General features: G+C 63.6%; 11 protein-coding genes. 7 read left to right on the plus strand and 4 right to left on the minus strand.

Annotation, left to right across the window (positions count from 1 at the left end):
* Positions 1 to 5: 5 nt before the first annotated feature.
* The 6 genes from GRI97_RS04935 to GRI97_RS04960 all read left to right on the plus strand — a co-directional run bounded on the left by GRI97_RS04935 (position 6) and on the right by GRI97_RS04960 (position 9,721).
* Entirely contained in the window at positions 6 to 1,154 is a 1,149-nt protein-coding gene (locus tag GRI97_RS04935; RefSeq protein ID WP_161389980.1) for a TonB-dependent receptor, read from the plus strand.
* Complete coding sequence (locus GRI97_RS04940) at positions 1,145 to 2,215, plus strand: TonB-dependent receptor domain-containing protein (protein WP_202392685.1); 1,071 nt, start codon at positions 1,145 to 1,147, stop codon at positions 2,213 to 2,215. The genes GRI97_RS04935 and GRI97_RS04940 overlap by 10 nt, the downstream gene beginning before the upstream one ends.
* 88 nt (positions 2,216 to 2,303) lie before the next feature.
* Entirely contained in the window at positions 2,304 to 2,993 is a 690-nt protein-coding gene (locus tag GRI97_RS04945; RefSeq protein ID WP_161389982.1) for a phytanoyl-CoA dioxygenase family protein, read from the plus strand.
* Between the two features lie 86 nt (positions 2,994 to 3,079).
* A complete protein-coding gene (locus tag GRI97_RS04950) occupies positions 3,080 to 5,608 on the plus strand; it encodes a TonB-dependent receptor (protein WP_161389983.1) in 2,529 nt (842 codons plus the stop codon).
* A 2-nt stretch (positions 5,609 to 5,610) separates the two neighbouring features.
* Positions 5,611 to 7,242 (plus strand): alkaline phosphatase D family protein, encoded by a 1,632-nt coding sequence (locus tag GRI97_RS04955; RefSeq protein WP_202392582.1) that lies wholly within the window; start codon positions 5,611 to 5,613, stop codon positions 7,240 to 7,242.
* Positions 7,243 to 7,366: 124 nt separating this feature from the next.
* Positions 7,367 to 9,721 carry a TonB-dependent receptor gene (locus GRI97_RS04960; RefSeq protein ID WP_161389984.1) on the plus strand — a complete coding sequence of 785 codons (2,355 nt, stop codon included), beginning with the start codon at positions 7,367 to 7,369 and terminating at the stop codon, positions 9,719 to 9,721.
* 40 nt (positions 9,722 to 9,761) lie between these two features.
* Here the strand turns inward: GRI97_RS04960 and GRI97_RS04965 are convergent, their stop codons facing one another.
* The 4 genes from GRI97_RS04965 to GRI97_RS04980 all read right to left on the minus strand — a co-directional run bounded on the left by GRI97_RS04965 (position 9,762) and on the right by GRI97_RS04980 (position 15,383).
* Complete coding sequence (locus GRI97_RS04965) at positions 9,762 to 10,982, minus strand: cytochrome P450 (protein ID WP_161389985.1); 1,221 nt, start codon at positions 10,980 to 10,982, stop codon at positions 9,762 to 9,764.
* 6 nt (positions 10,983 to 10,988) lie between these two features.
* Positions 10,989 to 11,804 carry an SDR family NAD(P)-dependent oxidoreductase gene (locus tag GRI97_RS04970; protein ID WP_161389986.1) on the minus strand — a complete coding sequence of 272 codons (816 nt, stop codon included), beginning with the start codon at positions 11,802 to 11,804 and terminating at the stop codon, positions 10,989 to 10,991.
* A gap of 186 nt (positions 11,805 to 11,990) precedes the next feature.
* The gene (locus GRI97_RS04975) at positions 11,991 to 14,378 is read right to left on the minus strand and encodes a membrane-bound PQQ-dependent dehydrogenase, glucose/quinate/shikimate family (RefSeq protein WP_161389987.1); all 2,388 of its coding nucleotides are present in this window, start codon (positions 14,376 to 14,378) and stop codon (positions 11,991 to 11,993) included.
* Positions 14,379 to 14,471: 93 nt separating this feature from the next.
* Positions 14,472 to 15,383, minus strand: coding sequence for a helix-turn-helix domain-containing protein (locus GRI97_RS04980; RefSeq protein ID WP_161389988.1), 912 nt, complete (start codon positions 15,381 to 15,383; stop codon positions 14,472 to 14,474).
* Positions 15,384 to 15,542: 159 nt separating this feature from the next.
* Here GRI97_RS04980 and GRI97_RS04985 point away from each other — a divergent pair, with 159 nt between their 5' ends.
* Positions 15,543 to 17,027: a phospholipase D-like domain-containing protein gene (locus GRI97_RS04985; protein ID WP_161389989.1), complete on the plus strand. Its 1,485-nt coding sequence runs from the start codon at positions 15,543 to 15,545 to the stop codon at positions 17,025 to 17,027.
* Positions 17,028 to 17,050 lie beyond the last annotated feature (23 nt).

Genomic DNA, 17,050 nt, shown 5'->3' on the forward strand with positions numbered 1-17,050 from the left:
ATGACATGAGGGGGACTATTCGCACCGGGTTTCGGTGCCTGCTGGGCGGCGTCAGCCTGCTGGCCGTGCCGGTGCTCGCCAGCGCGCAGGACGCCGGAACCGCAGCAGAGGGTGATGGCGAGGCGAAAGACACGGTCGAGGCAATCGTGGTAACCGGCACCCGCCAGAACACTCGCCTGGCCGATGCCCCCGTTGCCGCCACGGTGCTGACCGAACAGTTCATCCGCGATGCCCGGATCGACAGCCTGCGCCAGATCGATGACTACGTTCCGAACGTGCAGTTCAACCAGATGGGGCAGGTGGGAGGCACCTATGTCACCATCCGCGGGATCGAATCCAACCCCTTCATCGTGAACCGCGCGGCCGTCTACATCGACGGCATCCCGTTCCGCAGCCTGCGCGATCAGGCGCTGGGAACGGTGGAACAGATCGAGGTGCTGCGCGGACCGCAGGGCACGCTGTATGGCGCCAACACCGAATCCGGCCTGATCGTGATCCGCACCCGCCAGCCATCGGACCAGTTCGAAGGAGAGGTGACGGCGTCGGCCTTTGCATTCGGCAATGGCAATGGCGCCGATGCACGGCTTTCCGTCGGTGGCCCGCTGATCGCCGATACGCTGACCGGATCGTTCGTCGCCAGCCAGAGCACGGCGGATTCCTTCGTCCGCAATATCGCATCCTCGATCGGCGAACGCGGCGCGCTGAATGACACTTATCTGCAGGGGAAGCTGCGCTGGACCGCCGGTGATCGGCTGACGGTGGATCTGATCGCCTCCGCCGCGATCCAGCGCGCGCCTGGCCTGTATGAGCAGGAATTCCTGCCGATGGATATGGAGGCCTATAACCAGCGCTATGCCGCCAGTTTCAACGGCGGGCTGCGCACAGACCGCTTCACCCTGCTGAACGATGCGCCCAAGCGGACGGCGGCCGATGAATATCTGATCGGCGCGGCAGCCAATATGGATCTGGGTTTCGCCGTGCTGGACGGCAATGTGTCATGGCGCAAGCTCAGCGATGTGTCGCATGGCACGGATTTGGACATGACCGCCTTGCCCTCCGTCGCGGCGGGCATGACAATCGCGAAGTCTACTGGAATTTCGAAGCGCGCCTGTCCTCGCGGCCGGGCAGCCCGCCGCAATGGGTGGTGGGGCTGAACCATTATGTCAGCGACGAGGATCAGATCCTCTCCACGCTGGTCGGGCCGGGCGGGTTGGATGATTTCGCCTCTGCCCCGCTGCAGTCCAGCCGTTCGCGCGATTATGCGGCATTCGGCCAGCTTACCGTGCCGCTGGGGCAGCGGCTGCGGGTCACGGGCGGGCTGCGGTACGAGCGGGCCCGGCGGGAAAAGAACCAGGTGGCCGGGGCGCTGGATCTGGGGCCGGCGGGGGTTTTCACCTTCGCTGCGGAAGATTTGCAGGACGATTACGAGGAATTGCTGCCCCGCATCTCCCTCGACTGGCGCCCGGTGGACAATGTGCTGCTCTATTCTTCCGCGTCCAAGGGCTGGATCCCGGGCGGTTTCAATCTGGGTGCGACATCGTCAGCGGTGACCGGGGATTTTTCCCGCTACGGGGCCGAAACGCTGTGGAGCTATGAGGTCGGGACCAAGCTGCAATTGTTCGACAAGCGCTTGCTGCTGTCCGGTGCCGCCTTCATCATCGAGGCGCAGGACTGGCAGGAATACAATGTGCTGGTGAACGATCAGGGGCAGGTGCTGTCCACCAATCTGATCACATCGAATGCCGCCATCCGCAGCCGGGGCTTCGAGCTGGAGGCGACGGGCAAGGTCACCCCGCAGATCGAACTGCATGCATCGTTCGGCTATGTGGATTCCAAATACACCGATTACCGTTTCTCCGCGACGCAGGATCACACCGGCAACAAGGTGAAGCTGGTGCCGGAATATGATGCCTCGCTGGCGGTCAGCTGGCGCCCGTGGAAGGGATTGCTACTGCGCGGCGAAGGCAATGCCGCAGGGAAGACCTATCTGAATGCGGAAAATCTGGCGGTGCAGGATCCGGTGCTGCTGCTGAATGCGCAGATTGCCTGGGAAACCGATCTGTGGACCGTGCGGTTCTATGTCGACAATCTGACCAACCGGCGGGTATTCACCAGCAGCGCCTATTCCAATTTCGCCATGGGATATGATGGCACCTATTATGCCGGCGTAGGCCAGCCGCGCGTGGGCGGGCTGCAGCTCAGCTACAAATGGTGATGCGGCGCGCAATGACGTAACATCTGCCTGTTCGATCAGCCGGGATCGTGCCAACGATTCCGGCTGGACGCATGAACGGGGGGATGCGGTGTCATTTGCCACGCTGGGTTATGAAGTTCGGCCGCTGTTTTCCGCCGCCGAGATCGGCCGGTTGCAGCAATGCGTGGCCGATCACATGCAGCGCGTCGCCGGGGCCATGCTGAAGCCGCAGGCGGAAACGGAGCCGGATGCGCCGTTCGACGAAAGGATCGAGCGGATCGCTGCGCAGGATCATTCCTTCGCGCAATTGCTGGCCACGGCAGTCGGTACCGACGCGCAGCGGGCGGCGGTGGCGCAGGAGCTGGCGCATGATCCACGGCTGACGGGCATGGCCGCCGATCTGGCCGGCTGCGCGATCGGGGATCGGCTGTGGCGGTTTCGGCTGAACAGCCCGTCGCTGCCAGCCAGCCGGCAGCCCTGGCACTCGGATGTGGTGCGAGTCACCGGCCCCTGTTCCGATGTGGCGATCACCGCCTGGATCCCGTTGGGCAAAATTGTCGGCGCTGACGCGGGGCTGGAAGTTGCGGCGGGCCGGCGTAACGCGCCGCTACCGCACGAGATAGTGGCCGGCAGGATTGCCATCGCGCCGCATCATCTGGCCGATGGTGCTGTCCATTATCCACAGGTTCCGGCCGGGCATGGCCTGTTCCTCGATCCCTTCACCCCGCAGCGTGATGCGGCGGTTATCGGACCGCGCAGCCGCTGGAGCCTGGTGGTGTGGCTGAAGCGCGCCGCTTGATGTGCGCGATGTGACCATGCGCGGAGCGTAATTTGCAAGTCATCTTGGTCTGAAAGGGGCGGCCCATCCATTCCAGGGGTCGTTCGATGACACGTAATATTCTGCTTACCGCTGCCAGCATGCTGGCTGTTTCCGTTGCTACGCCGGCTCTGGCGAATGAGAGTGAACTCGAAAGCACGGACAGCAACGCCATCATCGTCACCGCGCAACTGCGCGAACAGGCGCTGGTCGAAGTGCCGGTGGCGATTACCGCCTATGATGGCGAATTCATCGAACAGCTTGGCCTCAATGATTTTGAGGAAATCTCCCGCTTCGTGCCGGGCTTCGTGGTGCAGAACCAGTCGCCCAACAATGCCGGCTTCGTGATGCGCGGCATCACCTCGGATTCGGGTGCGGCCTATGTCGAACCGCGCGTGTCGGTGTTTCAGGACGGGGTTTCGATTTCCAAGTCGCGCGGTTCCTATGTCGAATTGTTCGACATGGAACGGGTGGAAATCGCGCGTGGTCCGCAGTCGACCCTTTATGGGCGTGGCGCGCTGATCGGCGCGGTGAACCTTGTGCAGAACAAGGCCGATCCCTCGGCCCCCGCCGGCCTGTTTCGTGGCAGCTATGGCAACAACAACGCTATTATGGCCGAAGCCATGGTCAACATGCCGCTGAACGACAAGGCGGCGCTGCGCGTGTCGGGCCGGCTGCGTGAACGCGACGGCTTCATCCCCAATCTGCTGGGCGGCAGCGATTTCAATTCGGTCAACACCTTCGCCATCCGCAGCGCGCTGCGGCTTGAGCCGTCCGACCGGGTGAGCGTCGACATCATCGGCAATTATCAGGAAGACAATCCCGCCGGCACATCGTTCAAATCCCTGTCCTACAATCCGACCGACCCGACCACGGGCGCGCTGCTGGGCACATCGGAACCCTGGACCGGCGCGGCGCTGGCACCGGGCGAAGGTTTCGAAGGTGGGGCGCCGCTGGGCCTCGACCGCAAGGTCGGCGGCGTGACCGGCATCATCCGGGCCGAACTGTCGGACAGCTTCAGCCTGACCTCGATCAGCGCCTGGCGCCAGTTCGACAGCCTGGAAATCTTCGACGCGGACGGCATTTCGCTGCCGGCGCTGACCGCTGCGGAAGATGCCCATGGCGAACAGTTCAGCCAGGAACTGCGCCTGACCTATCAGAGCGACAGCCTGACCGCCTTCCTCGGCGCGTCCTATTTCCGGGACAAGGGCTATCAGCGCACGCCGTCGCAATTCGATGAGCGTGTGCTGCTGGCACGGCTGACCAATCAGTTGAACGGCGGCGGGCTGATCCCGGGCCGGGCGGCGAGCGATCCGGCGCCGATGGCGGTGCTGACCAATCCGGCCTTTTCCGCCGCCCTGCTGCAGGGCGTGGCCGGCGCATCGGGCGTCGCCCTGTCACCCGCATTGGCGCAGGCGATCGCGACCAATCTGAAATCGGGCCATTACGAAACCTCCACCAACCATGCGGAAACCGAATCCTTCGACATTTTCGCCGATGTCAGCCTGCAGCTGACCGACCGGTTGGAAGTGGGCGCGGGTGGCCGTTACAGCCATGACAGCAAGACATCGTCAATCAGTTCCGCCGTGCTCAATGGCCGTTCGATCCTGGGCGGCTTCATCGGCGCGCTGTCGCAGGCCGCACCGACCCGGACCGCGTTGCTCAATGCGCTGGCCGTGCCGGGCGCGGCCGGCATTCCGCCGTCTGCCGGCTATCCCGTGCCGCTGTTCGGCCTGGGATCGCAGCCGACCGCCAACAATGGCGATCTGATCTCTGCCGATCTCAACAATGGCGGCTTCACCTGGCGCGCCTTTGCCCGTTATGAGCTGGCGCCCGACGCCAGCATCTATGCCAATTACGCCCGTGGCCGCCGGCCGCAGGTGCTCTCTGCCCTGACGCCGTCCACACCCACCGGCGCGGCGCGGTTCGATGTGGTGGAGGCGGAAACCGTCGACAGCTTCGAGCTGGGCGCACGCACGCAGAGCGGCGATCTCTATCTCGACGGGTCGGTGTTCTATTATTCCTACAACAATTTCCAGACGACTGTGCAGCAGGGCACGCAGTTCGTGGTGGTCAATGCGGGCAAGGCGGATGCCTATGGCTTCGAAGGCCAGGCCCGCTGGCGCGCCAATGACAATATCAGCCTGCTGGGCACCTATGCCTACAACCACAGCCGCTTCCGCACCGGCGTGCGCGATGGCAACCAGTTCCGCCTGTCACCCGATCACAGCTTCTCCTTCGCGGCGATGTTCGGGCTGGATGCCGGGCCGGGCCGCCTGAGCTTCACCCCCAGCGTCACCTGGCAGTCGCGCATCTTCTTCGACGATGACAACGATCGGCCTGATCTGCAGACGACGGCCAGCGGCGCGCTGATCGCCGATCTGATCCAGGACGAAACGCAGGGCTCCTATGCGCTGGTCAATGCCCGGCTGGGCTATGCGCTGGACAGCGGGCTGGAGGTGGAAGCTTTCGTTACCAATCTGCTGAAGCAGAATTACATCAAGGATGCCGGCAACACGGGTGACGCGCTGGGCATGCCGACCTTCATCGCCGGTGAGCCGCGCTTCTATGGCGTGCAAGTCACGAAGCGGTTCTGATCATGCTGGATCTTGATCGTCGCGGGCTGCTCCGCCTCGGATCGCTCGGCATCGGGGCGCTGGCTGCCCCGCTGGCCGTGCCCGCCGCCGCCAGTCTGATCGCCGCGCGCGGCTTCACCCACAACGTCGCGAGCGGGGAACCGCGCGCGGCATCGGTGATGCTGTGGACCCGCTATGTCCCCACATCGGGCGAAGCAAGGCTGAGCTGGCAGGTGGCCGAAAGCGCCGATTTCGCCCGCATCGTGGCTGAAGGCAGCGTGACGGCCCGGCCGGAACAGGACCATTGCGTCAAGCCGGTGGCCGAAGGCTTGCAGCCGGGGCGCTGGTATTTCTATCGCTTCATGGACGGGTCGGGCCAGGCATCGCCGGTGGGGCGCACGCGCACCCTGCCGCAGGGGCCGACCCAGCGTTTCAACCTGGGGGTGTTTTCCTGTTCCAACCTGCCGTTCGGCTGGTTCAACGCCTATGGCCATGCGGCCGCCCGCGACGATCTCGATCTGATCGTCCATCTGGGCGATTACCTGTATGAATATGAAAGGGGCCGCTATCCCGATGGCGACCTGGCGCTGGCGCAGCGGGTGATCGAACCGGCCGGGGAAATCATAGCCCTGGCCGATTATCGCCTGCGCTATGCCGCCTATCGTGCGGACGCCGATCTGCAGCGGCTGCATCAGTCGTTCCCGATGGTGATGATGTGGGACGATCACGAAATCGCCAATGATGCCTGGATGGGCGGGGCAGAAAACCACCAGCCGGAAACCGAAGGCGACTGGAACGCCCGCCGCGCCGCCGCCATGCGTGCCTATCGCGAATGGCTGCCGGTCAGCGATAATGTCTGGGACAGCTATGAGATCGGCGATCTGGCCACGCTGTTCCGCCCGGAAACGCGCCTGACCGGCCGCACCCAGCCGCTCGATCTGGGTGCCGCGCTGGCCGGGCAGCAGGATCCGGCCGCCGCCATGGTCGCCTTCCGCGATGGCTCGTGGCAGGATCAGGCGCGGTCCATGCTGGGGGCGGAGCAGGAACGCTGGCTGGCCGATGGCTTTGCCGCCTCCACCCGTGCGGGGCAGAAATGGCAGATCCTGGCGCAGCAGGTGATCATGGGATCGGTCCGCATGGCGCCCGACATCGCCGCCATGCTGCCGGCGCAAGCGGGCGAAGACATCCGCCGCATGGTAATGGCCGGGGCCCTGGCCGCGCAGGCCGGGTTGCCGTTCAATCTGGACATGTGGGACGGCTATCCCGCCGCACGCAAGCGCCTGCTGCAATCGGCGCTGGCTGCCGATGCCAATCTGATCACACTGTCGGGCGACAGCCACAATGCCTGGGCGTTCGATCTGGATCTGGACGGCACGCCGGCCGGGGTCGATCTGGCGGTGCAGGCCGTCACTTCGCCCGGATATGAAACCTATGTCCCCTGGGTGAAGCCGGACGATCTGATGAAGGTGACGGTGGCCGCCAATCCGCAGCTGAAATGGGCCGATCTGTCGCGGCGGGGATATATGACGGTGCAGATCGAACCGGAACAGGCGCGGTGCGAATGGCTGTTCCTCGATAGCATTCGCGAGCGTTCGACGACTATCGCCAAGCGCCACAGCATGCAGGTGCTGCGCGGAACCAACCGGCTGATATAATGTCGGCCAGCTTCGCGGATAGCCAAGCTGTTTCGTCTTGCACCAAGTAAAATCGACCAAGCTTTCCTAAGAGTACAAGGCGAGCCCGGAAAATATCGGGCCGCCTTGTCTCGGGAGAGAAACAGTGTCGAACATTCGCTTACTTCTTGCAGGCGTTTCGTCTCTGGTCCTGATCGGCCATGCATCCGCGCAGGCGCAGGACTCAGTCAGCAGTGAAACGCCTGCTGATAACAATGCCAACAATGAAATCGTTGTTACGGCACAGTTTCGTGAACAGAATTTGCAGGACACGCCGCTGTCGATCACGGCGCTCAATGCCCAGATGCTGGAGGCGCGCAGCCAGTCGAGCCTGGAAGCGATTGCGGGGCAGGTGCCCAATGTGTCGCTCAACGCCAACAACACGGCTTTCGGTTCATCGATGATCGCCTATATTCGTGGCGTCGGGCAGGATGATTTCAACCCCGCGATCGAGCCGGGCGTGGGCATCTATGTCGATGATGTCTATTACGCGTCGCTGACCGGGACGCTGATGGATCTACTCGATCTGGAACGGGTCGAGGTGCTGCGCGGGCCGCAGGGTACGCTGGCGGGGAAGAATTCGATCGGCGGCGCGATCAAGCTGTTCACGGTCAAGCCCGATGGCGACACTGACGGTTTTCTGGAAGCGTCGGTGGGATCGTTCAACCGGCTGGATGTGCGCGGCGCGGCCAATCTGACACTGGTGCCCGACACGCTGTTCGTGCGGCTGAGCGGCATTTCCAAGAACCGGGACGGCTATATCGACCGGCTCGATTATGCCTGCGCCACGGGCGACGATTCCATCCCGACGCAGGTGACCGGGCAGGATTGCCATCTGGGCACGCTGGGCGGCAAATCGGTGGCGGCCGGACGGATCGCGCTGCGCTGGCTGGCGAATGACGATGTCGAGGTGAACATCGCGGCCGATTACACGCGCGACCGGTCTGAGGGCGGCGCGTCTGTCGTCAGCGATATCTATGCGCCGCCATCCTACCCCACCTACAATGGGGAGGTGTATGATGATCGCTTCCTGGCGCCGCGATACACGACCTATGCCACCTTCACCGATCCGCGCCAGCCGACCGCACAATATCCATGGCGGCCGGTGACCGACATTCCCCGGCAATATCTGACCGGCTGGGGCGTGTCGGGCAATATCGACTGGAAACTGGGCGATGATTTCGCGCTGAAATCGGTCACCGCCTATCGCTGGTTCCGCAATGAATTCAACGAGGATTCCGACGGCTCGCCGATCCCGCTGCAATTGGTGATCAACGATCTGCGCAATTGGCAGTTTACGCAGGAATTGCGGCTGAACGGCGCGGTGGGGGATGCTTTCGAATTCACTGTGGGTGGGTTCTATCTGAAATCGAAAAGCCGCTATTGGTCGCGCGTCAGCCTGCCCTATGCTTTCGCGCCGCCGATGGGGGAACTGGATTTCGTGCAGAATGATCCGGTCGACAGCGAAAGCCTGGCCGGGTTTGTGCAGGGCATTTTCCACGCCACCGACCGTTTGGATATCATCGGCGGGTTCCGCTATACGCATGACACCAAGAACTATCAGTTCGTGCGGCAAAACCCCGATGGATCGGTGATCGTCAACGATCTGACCGCGCCCAATGGGGCGATCTTCGGGCTGGATGGCGAACGGGGCAATTTTTCCGGTTCACGCGCGGATTATCGCATCAATCTGACCTATCGCTGGGCGGATGAACTGATGACCTACGCCCAGATCGCCACCGGCTTCAAAGGCGGCGGGGTCAATCCCCGGCCTTATTTCGCCACCCAGATCGTGGGCATCAATCCGGAAACCATCACCGCCTATGAGGTGGGCTTCAAATCCGATTTGTTCGGGCGGGCGCTGCGGATCAATGGATCGGCGTTCTTCAACGATTACAAGAACATTCAGCTGACGGCGACGCAGTGTGACGACATTTCCCCGTTTCCGGGCGCGCCGTGCTTCGCGCCGCTCAACACCGGTTCGGCGCATGTGAAGGGGCTGGAACTGGAAATCACCGCGCGCCCGGCCGCCGGCCTGTTGATCGACGCATCGGGCAGCTATCTCGACTTCGAATATCAATCGATCGCGCCTGGCGTGCCGGTCGGGATGAACGACATTTCCCCCTATACGCCGGAATGGAAGTTCAGCGCCGGGATGCAGTATGAAATTCCGATCGGTGATTTCGGTTCGATCACGCCGCGCGTCGATATGTCTTACCAGTCGGAAAGCTATTCGCTCGCGGCAAACAGCCCGCTCAGCCTGTTGCCCGGGCGGACGCTGGTAAATGCGCGCATCACGCTGCGGTCGAACGAGAACGACTGGCAGTTGAGCGCGGCGGTGGAGAATTTGACCGACGAATATTACCTGCTGACCAAGCAGGTGCCGAGCGGGCCGGGCTATATCGCCGCACAACCGGGCCTGCCGCGGACGTTTTCGGTGACCTTGAGGAAGGGTTTCTGATCGTTGTTGGGGAGCGCTGCTCGCAGCGCTCCCTGGCAGATCACACCGGTTTCAGCCGGATGGGCAGATGCGCCCAGCCCACTGCGGCATTGTTGATGAAGCGGAGGCCTTCGCCGGCGGGTTCGATCACGGCCACATGGCGCAGGATGGCGTCGATGATCGCGCTGAATTCCATCCGCGCCAGGGCCTGACCCAGGCAAAGATGGATCCCGGCTCCAAAGCCAAGATTGGCGCCCTTGCGGGTGATATCGAAGCGATCCGGTTCATCCCATTTTATGGGATCGCGGCCGGCGGCGGTCAGGAACAGCGCGACCGGATCGCCCCGGCGGAATTGCACGCCAGAGATTTCGCAATCTTCCGTCGCGGTGCGCCCCTGGACACGGGCAGGCGGATCATAGCGTAGCGTTTCTTCCAGCAGGCCGCGCGCCAGCTGGGGATCGGCGCGCAGCCGATCCCATTGTTCGGGAAAGGCGAGCAGGGCGCCGATGGCGTTGGCGATGACCAGCACGGTGGTGTCGAACCCGGCGGCGATGGTCGCGCGGACCAACAGTTCGGCGCGTTCCATCGCAATCGTGCCATCGCTGCCGAGATCGAGGATGCGACTGGCCAGCCCGCCCGGACGCACCGCATCGCGGGTGGTGTGCTGCTCGATCCAGGCAAAGGCGGGGGCCGCCCGTTCGAAAGATGTCTGGAAAATCTCGTTGATCGGGCCGACCGTGTTGAAGGCGGCATCGCCGAAATCGAGGATCAGTTTGCGCCCTTCGTCATGCAGGCCCAGCATGTCGGGAAAAACCTTGAGCACGAAGCGCGCGGCAATGTCGGTAACGACATCGACGCTGCCGCGATCCAGCGCCTCGGTCACCACGCGGTCCGCCTCCTGCGCGAAGGCGGCGTTGTATTGCGCCAGGGCCGTGGGGGCGAAGAAAGGCATCAGCGCCTTGCGCACTTCGGTGTGTTCGGGCGGATCTTCGGTGACCAGCACCGGCGGCACGAGCGAGAAGGGATCGTCGCAGGGTTTGGCGGTGGAGGTGAAGCGGCGCCAATCGGGCAGGATGGCGCGGACGATATCGTGCCGTCCTGTGGCGACGCAGCCGTATTTCTCCAGCCATACCGCCGGCGCGCTGCGGCACAGTTCCGCGTCGGACAGCGGCAGGCGGGCAATCCATTCGCGCGAAAACGGATCGCCATTGCTGGCCGGCATATGGGGTGAGGGTGTTGGGGCGGGTGGCAGGTTATGCGGCGCGGCAGATTGTTCGGTCATGGCGCTTTATCCCTGAAGATCGGTTTGGAAGGATCGCTCGATGGCGCGGTGGCGCGCCTCCACCGGTTCGAGCATGTCGGGATGGGTGATGACATAGCGCCGGTTTTCGCGGATCGCGGCGATCACCAGCTGTGCGGTGTCTTCGGCTGAGAGCCAGTTGACCGGCTGGTCTTCGAACTGCACCGAATCTTCGAGCTGCACATCGGTCAGCGCGCCGGCCAGATGGGCGGGGCGGTTGCGGGTGCTGGTGCCCAGATTGCTGCGCACCGGGCCGGGGCACAGGATGCTGACCCCGATATCGCTGCCTTCCACGGCCAGATCTTCGGCCATGGCTTCGCTCAGCCCGATGACCGCATATTTGCTGGCGCAATAGGGGACCAGGCCCGGCACCGGCATCAGCCCGGCCATGGAGGCGGTGTTGACGATATGGCCGCCGCGCGGATTGGCGCGCAGCACCGGCAGGAAGGCGGTGATGCCGTGGATCACGCCCCAGAGATTGACGTCGATCATCCAGCGCCAATCGTTCAGCGTCAGCCCGGCAAGCGGGGCCATTGGGCCGATCCCGGCATTGTTGCACAGCACATCCACCGTGCCGAACCGGTCGAGCGCAGCGGCGGCCAGCGCACTGACCTGATCGGCGCTGGTGACATCGACCACCATCGATGCGGCGCCAATGTCTGCAGCTGTTCGATCCAACTGACCGGGCTCGATATCGGCGATCAGCACCTGCATGCCCTGGGCAATCATTGCCTCGGCCATGGCCCTGCCGATGCCGGAGGCACCACCCGTGATTACGGCCACCCTGCCGTCAAGATTGTCCACCGCCATCCCTCCTGCACCCTCGTCATTTTGCGGGGTGTCGCTTGATGGAGGGAGGCTACAGCGAGATTGGGCGGCAGACTTGTCCGAAAGCGAAAGGGGGCTGGCTGGCTGCGAAGCGGAGAGCCGATGCAAAAAACCCCGACGCGATGCGCCGGGGTTTCGTTGTGTGTTCCATCGGGTTAGCGATCAGTCGGGCAGCGCATAAGCGATGACCTTGCTGCCCCGGATCGGGGATTCGCGCGCACCGCCGGCGGACACGACGATATATTGCTTACCATTGGGGGCGATGTAGCTCATCGGCGTCATCTGCGCGCCCACCGGCAGGTCTGCCTTCCAGATTTCCCGCCCGCTGGTGGTGTCGAGCGCGCGCAGGGCAAAATCCTGCGTGCCGGAATAGAAGGTCAGCCCGCTGGCCGTGGTCAGCGCACCGCCAACCGTGGGCATGCCGATCGGCAAGGGCAGGCCGACCTTCAATGTGCCGAACAGGCGGGTGTCCTTCACTGTGCCCATCGGTACCTGCCAGACGATTTTCTTCGTGTTGAGATCGATAGCGGTCATCGTGCCGAACGGCGGTTCCATGCAGGGAATGCCGAGTGGGGACATGACATTGTCGGTCTCGATCGCGAAGGGCGTGCCGGCCTGCGGGAAGATGCCAGCGCCGTGGATGCCGCCCTGCATTGTGTCGGCAATGGCGCGCGGAATCAGCTTTACATAGCGCGGGATGCGCATGTCGTTGACGATCAGCAGGCCGCGCCCTTCATCGATCGAGGCCGAACCCCAGTTCATCCCGCCGAAGGGGCTGGGGAACATCAGGCTCGTGTCCGTGCCCGGGGGGGTATACATCCCTTCATAGCGCATGGAGCGATAGCGGATGCGGCAATAGAGCTGATCGAACATGCTCACGCCCCACATCTTCGCTTCGCTCAGCGTGTCGACGCCCAATTGCGGCATGCCGACGGAGAAGGGTTGCGTCGGGGACAGGAAATCGCCGGGCGCGGCGCCCTGCGGCACGGGACGTTCCTCCACCTTCGTGATCGGCTGGCCGGTGCGGCGGTCGAGCACGAAAATCTGCCCCTGCTTGGTGGTCTGGATCAGCGCCGGGATGGTACCGCCGCGTCCATCGGGAATGTCGTACAGCGCTGGCTGGGACGGCACGTCATAATCCCAGACATCGTGATGGACGGTCTGGAAATGCCAGCGTTCGCGCCCGGTGGCGATATCCAGCGCCACCACGGAGGATCCGTATTTCTCGTCAAAATCGCGGCGATGGGCGCCCCAGAAATCGGGGGTGGAATTGCCCGTGGGCAGATAGATCAGCCCCAGTTCCAGATCATAGGCCGGGGTGGACCAGATGTTGGGCGTGCCCAGCGTATAGGTCTCGCCGGCCGGAGGCAGTTTGGTGACATCGGGCTTGCCCATGTCCCAGGCCCAGACCAGTTCGCCGCTGCGCGCATCGAAGGCGCGGACCACGCCGGAGGGTTCGCCGACCTTCTGCCCGTCGAAGATCCAGCCGCCAACGACGATCTTGTCCTGCATCACGGTGGGGGCCGAGGTGGGAATATACATGGCCGGCGGGGTTTCGCCGATGTCCGCATTCAGATTGACGACGCCATTGTCGCCGAAATCGGCGCAGGGCTTGCCAGTGGCGGCATCGAGTTCGATCAACCGGCCATCGATCGCATTCATGACGATGCGGGCCTGGCAGGCGCCGCCGGTTGCCGGCGGATTGCCAACAGACTGGCCGGCAGGGGGCTGGCCGGCAGCAGGTTGGGCCTCGTAATAGGTCACGCCGCGGCAGCGCTGCCAGATCGGCGATGCGCCCTTGGCGGCGTAGCTCCACAGCAGCTTGCCGGTCTGGGCGTCCAGCGCATTGACCGTGTTGGACGGGGTGCAGCTGTAGAGCACACCGTTGGCATAGGTGGGGGTGTTCTGGTCTTCCGCCAGCGTCGCCGCGGCGGGCGCTTCGCCATAATCGAATTCCCACGCGACCTTCAGATTGCGGACATTGTCCGGCGTGATCTGATCGGCGGTGATATAGCGCGTGCCCTTGCCGGTATGGGCATATTCGCGCCATTCATTGCCGGCAGCCAGGGTTTCGGCAGAGACCTTGCCCGGCACCGCCTGGGTAAAATCATGGCGGGTGACATGCTTGGGCTGCAGCGCCAGCGCCACGGCGCCGCCCATCAGCAGCGCCGTCAGCCCGGCCATGGCCAGCGGCGCCTTGGCGCCCTGCGTCCAGCCTGGGAACCGGGGCAACAGCAACAGCAGCAGGAACGCCATGAACAGCGGCCCGCTGACCCGGGGAACCAGCGGCCAGAAATCCAGCCCGGCTTCCCACAGCGACCAGGCGATGGTCACGGCGAACAGAACGGCGAAAACGGCCGCACCGGCCAGACGCCGACGGGCGATCAGAACGCCGCTGACGATCAGGGCCAAGCCGGCGAACAGATAATACCAGGATCCGCCCAGGGTCGCGAGTTGTACGCCGCCCCATGTGAGCGGAAGGCCCAGCAACACCAGCACCACGCCGAAGACCGCCAAAATAATGCGGCCCCTGCTTGTCGTCTTGTCCATCGATCCCAACCCCTCCCAAGGTTACAGGTCAAGCGGGTGGGTTACGCCAATCGGGCGGGCAATTCTTTCACCAGAGCGAAGTGGCTGTCACTTTTACAAAATTGGGCCGAGCGAGCGATAGTGCCGTGGGGTGGTGCCGAACCGGTCGCGGAAACAGCGGGTGAAATAGGATGAGCTGGAAAAGCCATTGCCGAGCGCAATCTCGGTAATCGTCGTTCGGGTGCTGCTGCGCAGATCGCGCGCGGCCTGATCCAGCCGCCGGGCCAGCATCACCCCCATCGGGGTTTCGCCATGCAGGGCGAAGGCATATTGCACGGCCCGTTCGCTGACCGCCAGATGCGCCGCGATGGTGGAGGTGCGCAGATCCGGATCATGCAAATGCCGCGTAATCAGGGCCAGGGCTCGTTGGCGCAGGCCGGCATTGTCATCGCCACGCGGCGGCCGCAGCATCAGCCGCAGGAATTCGGCGAAACTCGCTTCAACGATGCCGCCGGCCTCCCGATCCAGATCGTCATCGATCCGCAGCACGCCGTCGATCAATCCGCCGATCAGCCCGGTCGGATGCCGGGATGCGGCCATGCAGGCGGCACTGGCCACGCCGATGGGGCCGCGCAACAGGGCTTCGCCGAAATCGGCCACTAGCATGTCGTTCCCGTCCGACAATTCGATGCGGTAGTCATCGGTCGAGCGGAAGATGGCGATATCGCCCGGTGTCAGAAGGGATTCCATCCCCCCGCAGAAATTGCGGCTGGTGCCCCGGCGCTGGTAATGCAGCGTCACCCGATCGGCCCGGTCATGCCCGATGGAACGGATGATTTCCGCGCGGGAAGATTGGACGCGGGCGAATTGCACGTCGCGCAGGCCGGTGTGGCGCAGCGTTCCTTCGAAGCTGTCGCGCGGCGCCGAAACCCTGACGCCGGACCAGTTCGCGCTGGCCAGTTCATTCCACAGCTGCAGCCGCGCCGATGGCGCTGACGAGCGGGTGGAATATTGCGCGATGCCCATGGGCAGGTTTCTACCCCAAATTTGCCGCAGGTGCAGCCGCGATGATGGATAAGGCGAATGTTCCGATGCTGTCTGGCGGAACACCGTTCATGGCGATAGGGGCTGCAGGACGGTTCGCCTGCTATCGCGGCAAAGACTCAGGGAAAACGACGGGACCCCATGCTTGAACCCATTCTTGTGCCCGGCCGCAATTGCTGGCGGATCGAAAAATGCGATCGGGCATCGGTAATCGTCGATGCCGCAGATTATTATCACCTCGCGCGGGAAGCGATGATGGCGGCGGATCAGCGGATCCTGGTGATCGGCTGGGATTTCGACACCCGCATTTGCCTGGAACCGGACGAGGGCAAGGCCGGCGACACGCTGGGGGAATTCTTCCTCTCGCTGGTGCGCAAGAAGCCGACGCTGCAGATCGATATCCTGAAGTGGAGCTTCGGGGCAAAGAAGCAGCTGTGGCGGCCGCGCGCGGCATGGCTGCTGTGGAAATGGCAGCGGACCAAGGCCATCGATTTCCGCTTCGATAGTGCGCACCCCCCGGGTTGCAGCCATCACCAGAAGATCGTGGTGATGGATGAAAGTCTGGCCGTATGCGGCGGGATCGACATGTCGACCCGGCGGTGGGACACATCCGACCACGCCGACGATGATCCCCGGCGGGTGATGCCGGACGGCAAGCCCTATGCGCCCTGGCACGATGTGACCATGATGCTGGAAGGGCCGGTCGCATCCGCTTTGGCCGAATTGGGCGGCGATCGCTGGCGCGCGGCGACCAAGGACAGCCTGCCCCCGATCGAACCGACCGACAAAAGCCTGTGGCCCGACGATCTGACCGAACACTTCACCGATGTGTCGGTCGGCATTGCGCGGACGCGCGCCGAACATCAGGATCTGAGCGAGATCCGGGAGATCGAGGCGCTCTATCTCGACATGATCGCTGCGGCGAAGCGGTTCATCTATATCGAGAACCAGTATCTGACGTCCGGCAAGATTTCCGCCGCCATCGCCAAGCGGCTGGCTGAAGAAAACCCACCCGAATTCGTGCTGGTGATGCCACGTACGGCCGATGGCTGGCTGGAACAGCGGGCCATGGATGCGGCGCGGGTAAAGCTGGCGCGGGAGATCGAGAAGGTCGATCCGGACAACCGGTTCTGCATCTATGTGCCGGTCACGAAGAAGGGCGATGACATTTATGTCCACGCCAAGGTTTCGATCGTCGACGACCGGTTCCTGCGCGTGGGATCATCCAACCTCAACAACCGGTCTCTGGGGCTGGACAGCGAATGCGACGTGATCATCGATGCCGCGCTGGAAGACAACCGTGATACGCCCGAACAGATTGCGCGGCTGCGCATCCGCCTGCTGGCCGAACATTTGGATGTGGAGCCGGACGTGTTCGAACAGGAATTCGCGCGTCAGGGCGAATCGCTGATCCGCACGATCGAGGCGCTGCGGCATTCGGGCAAGACGCTGGATCTGCTCGATCTGATCAAGCCGGGTCCGTTCGACAGCTTCATCGCGGAAAATGAACTGCTCGATCCTGAAAGTGCAAATGGCTTCCTCGATCCGATCAGCGAACGCGGCCTGAGCAAGCGCTGGCGGCAGGGACTGCGCTGGGTCCGGCGCAGGACGCGCCGGGGGAAGTAAGGACTTCGGATCGCGGGGCCTCA

Origin of the sequence: Croceibacterium xixiisoli (assembly GCF_009827305.1) — a bacterium.
In the GTDB taxonomy this organism is placed as follows: Bacteria; Pseudomonadota; Alphaproteobacteria; order Sphingomonadales; family Sphingomonadaceae; genus Croceibacterium_C; species Croceibacterium_C xixiisoli.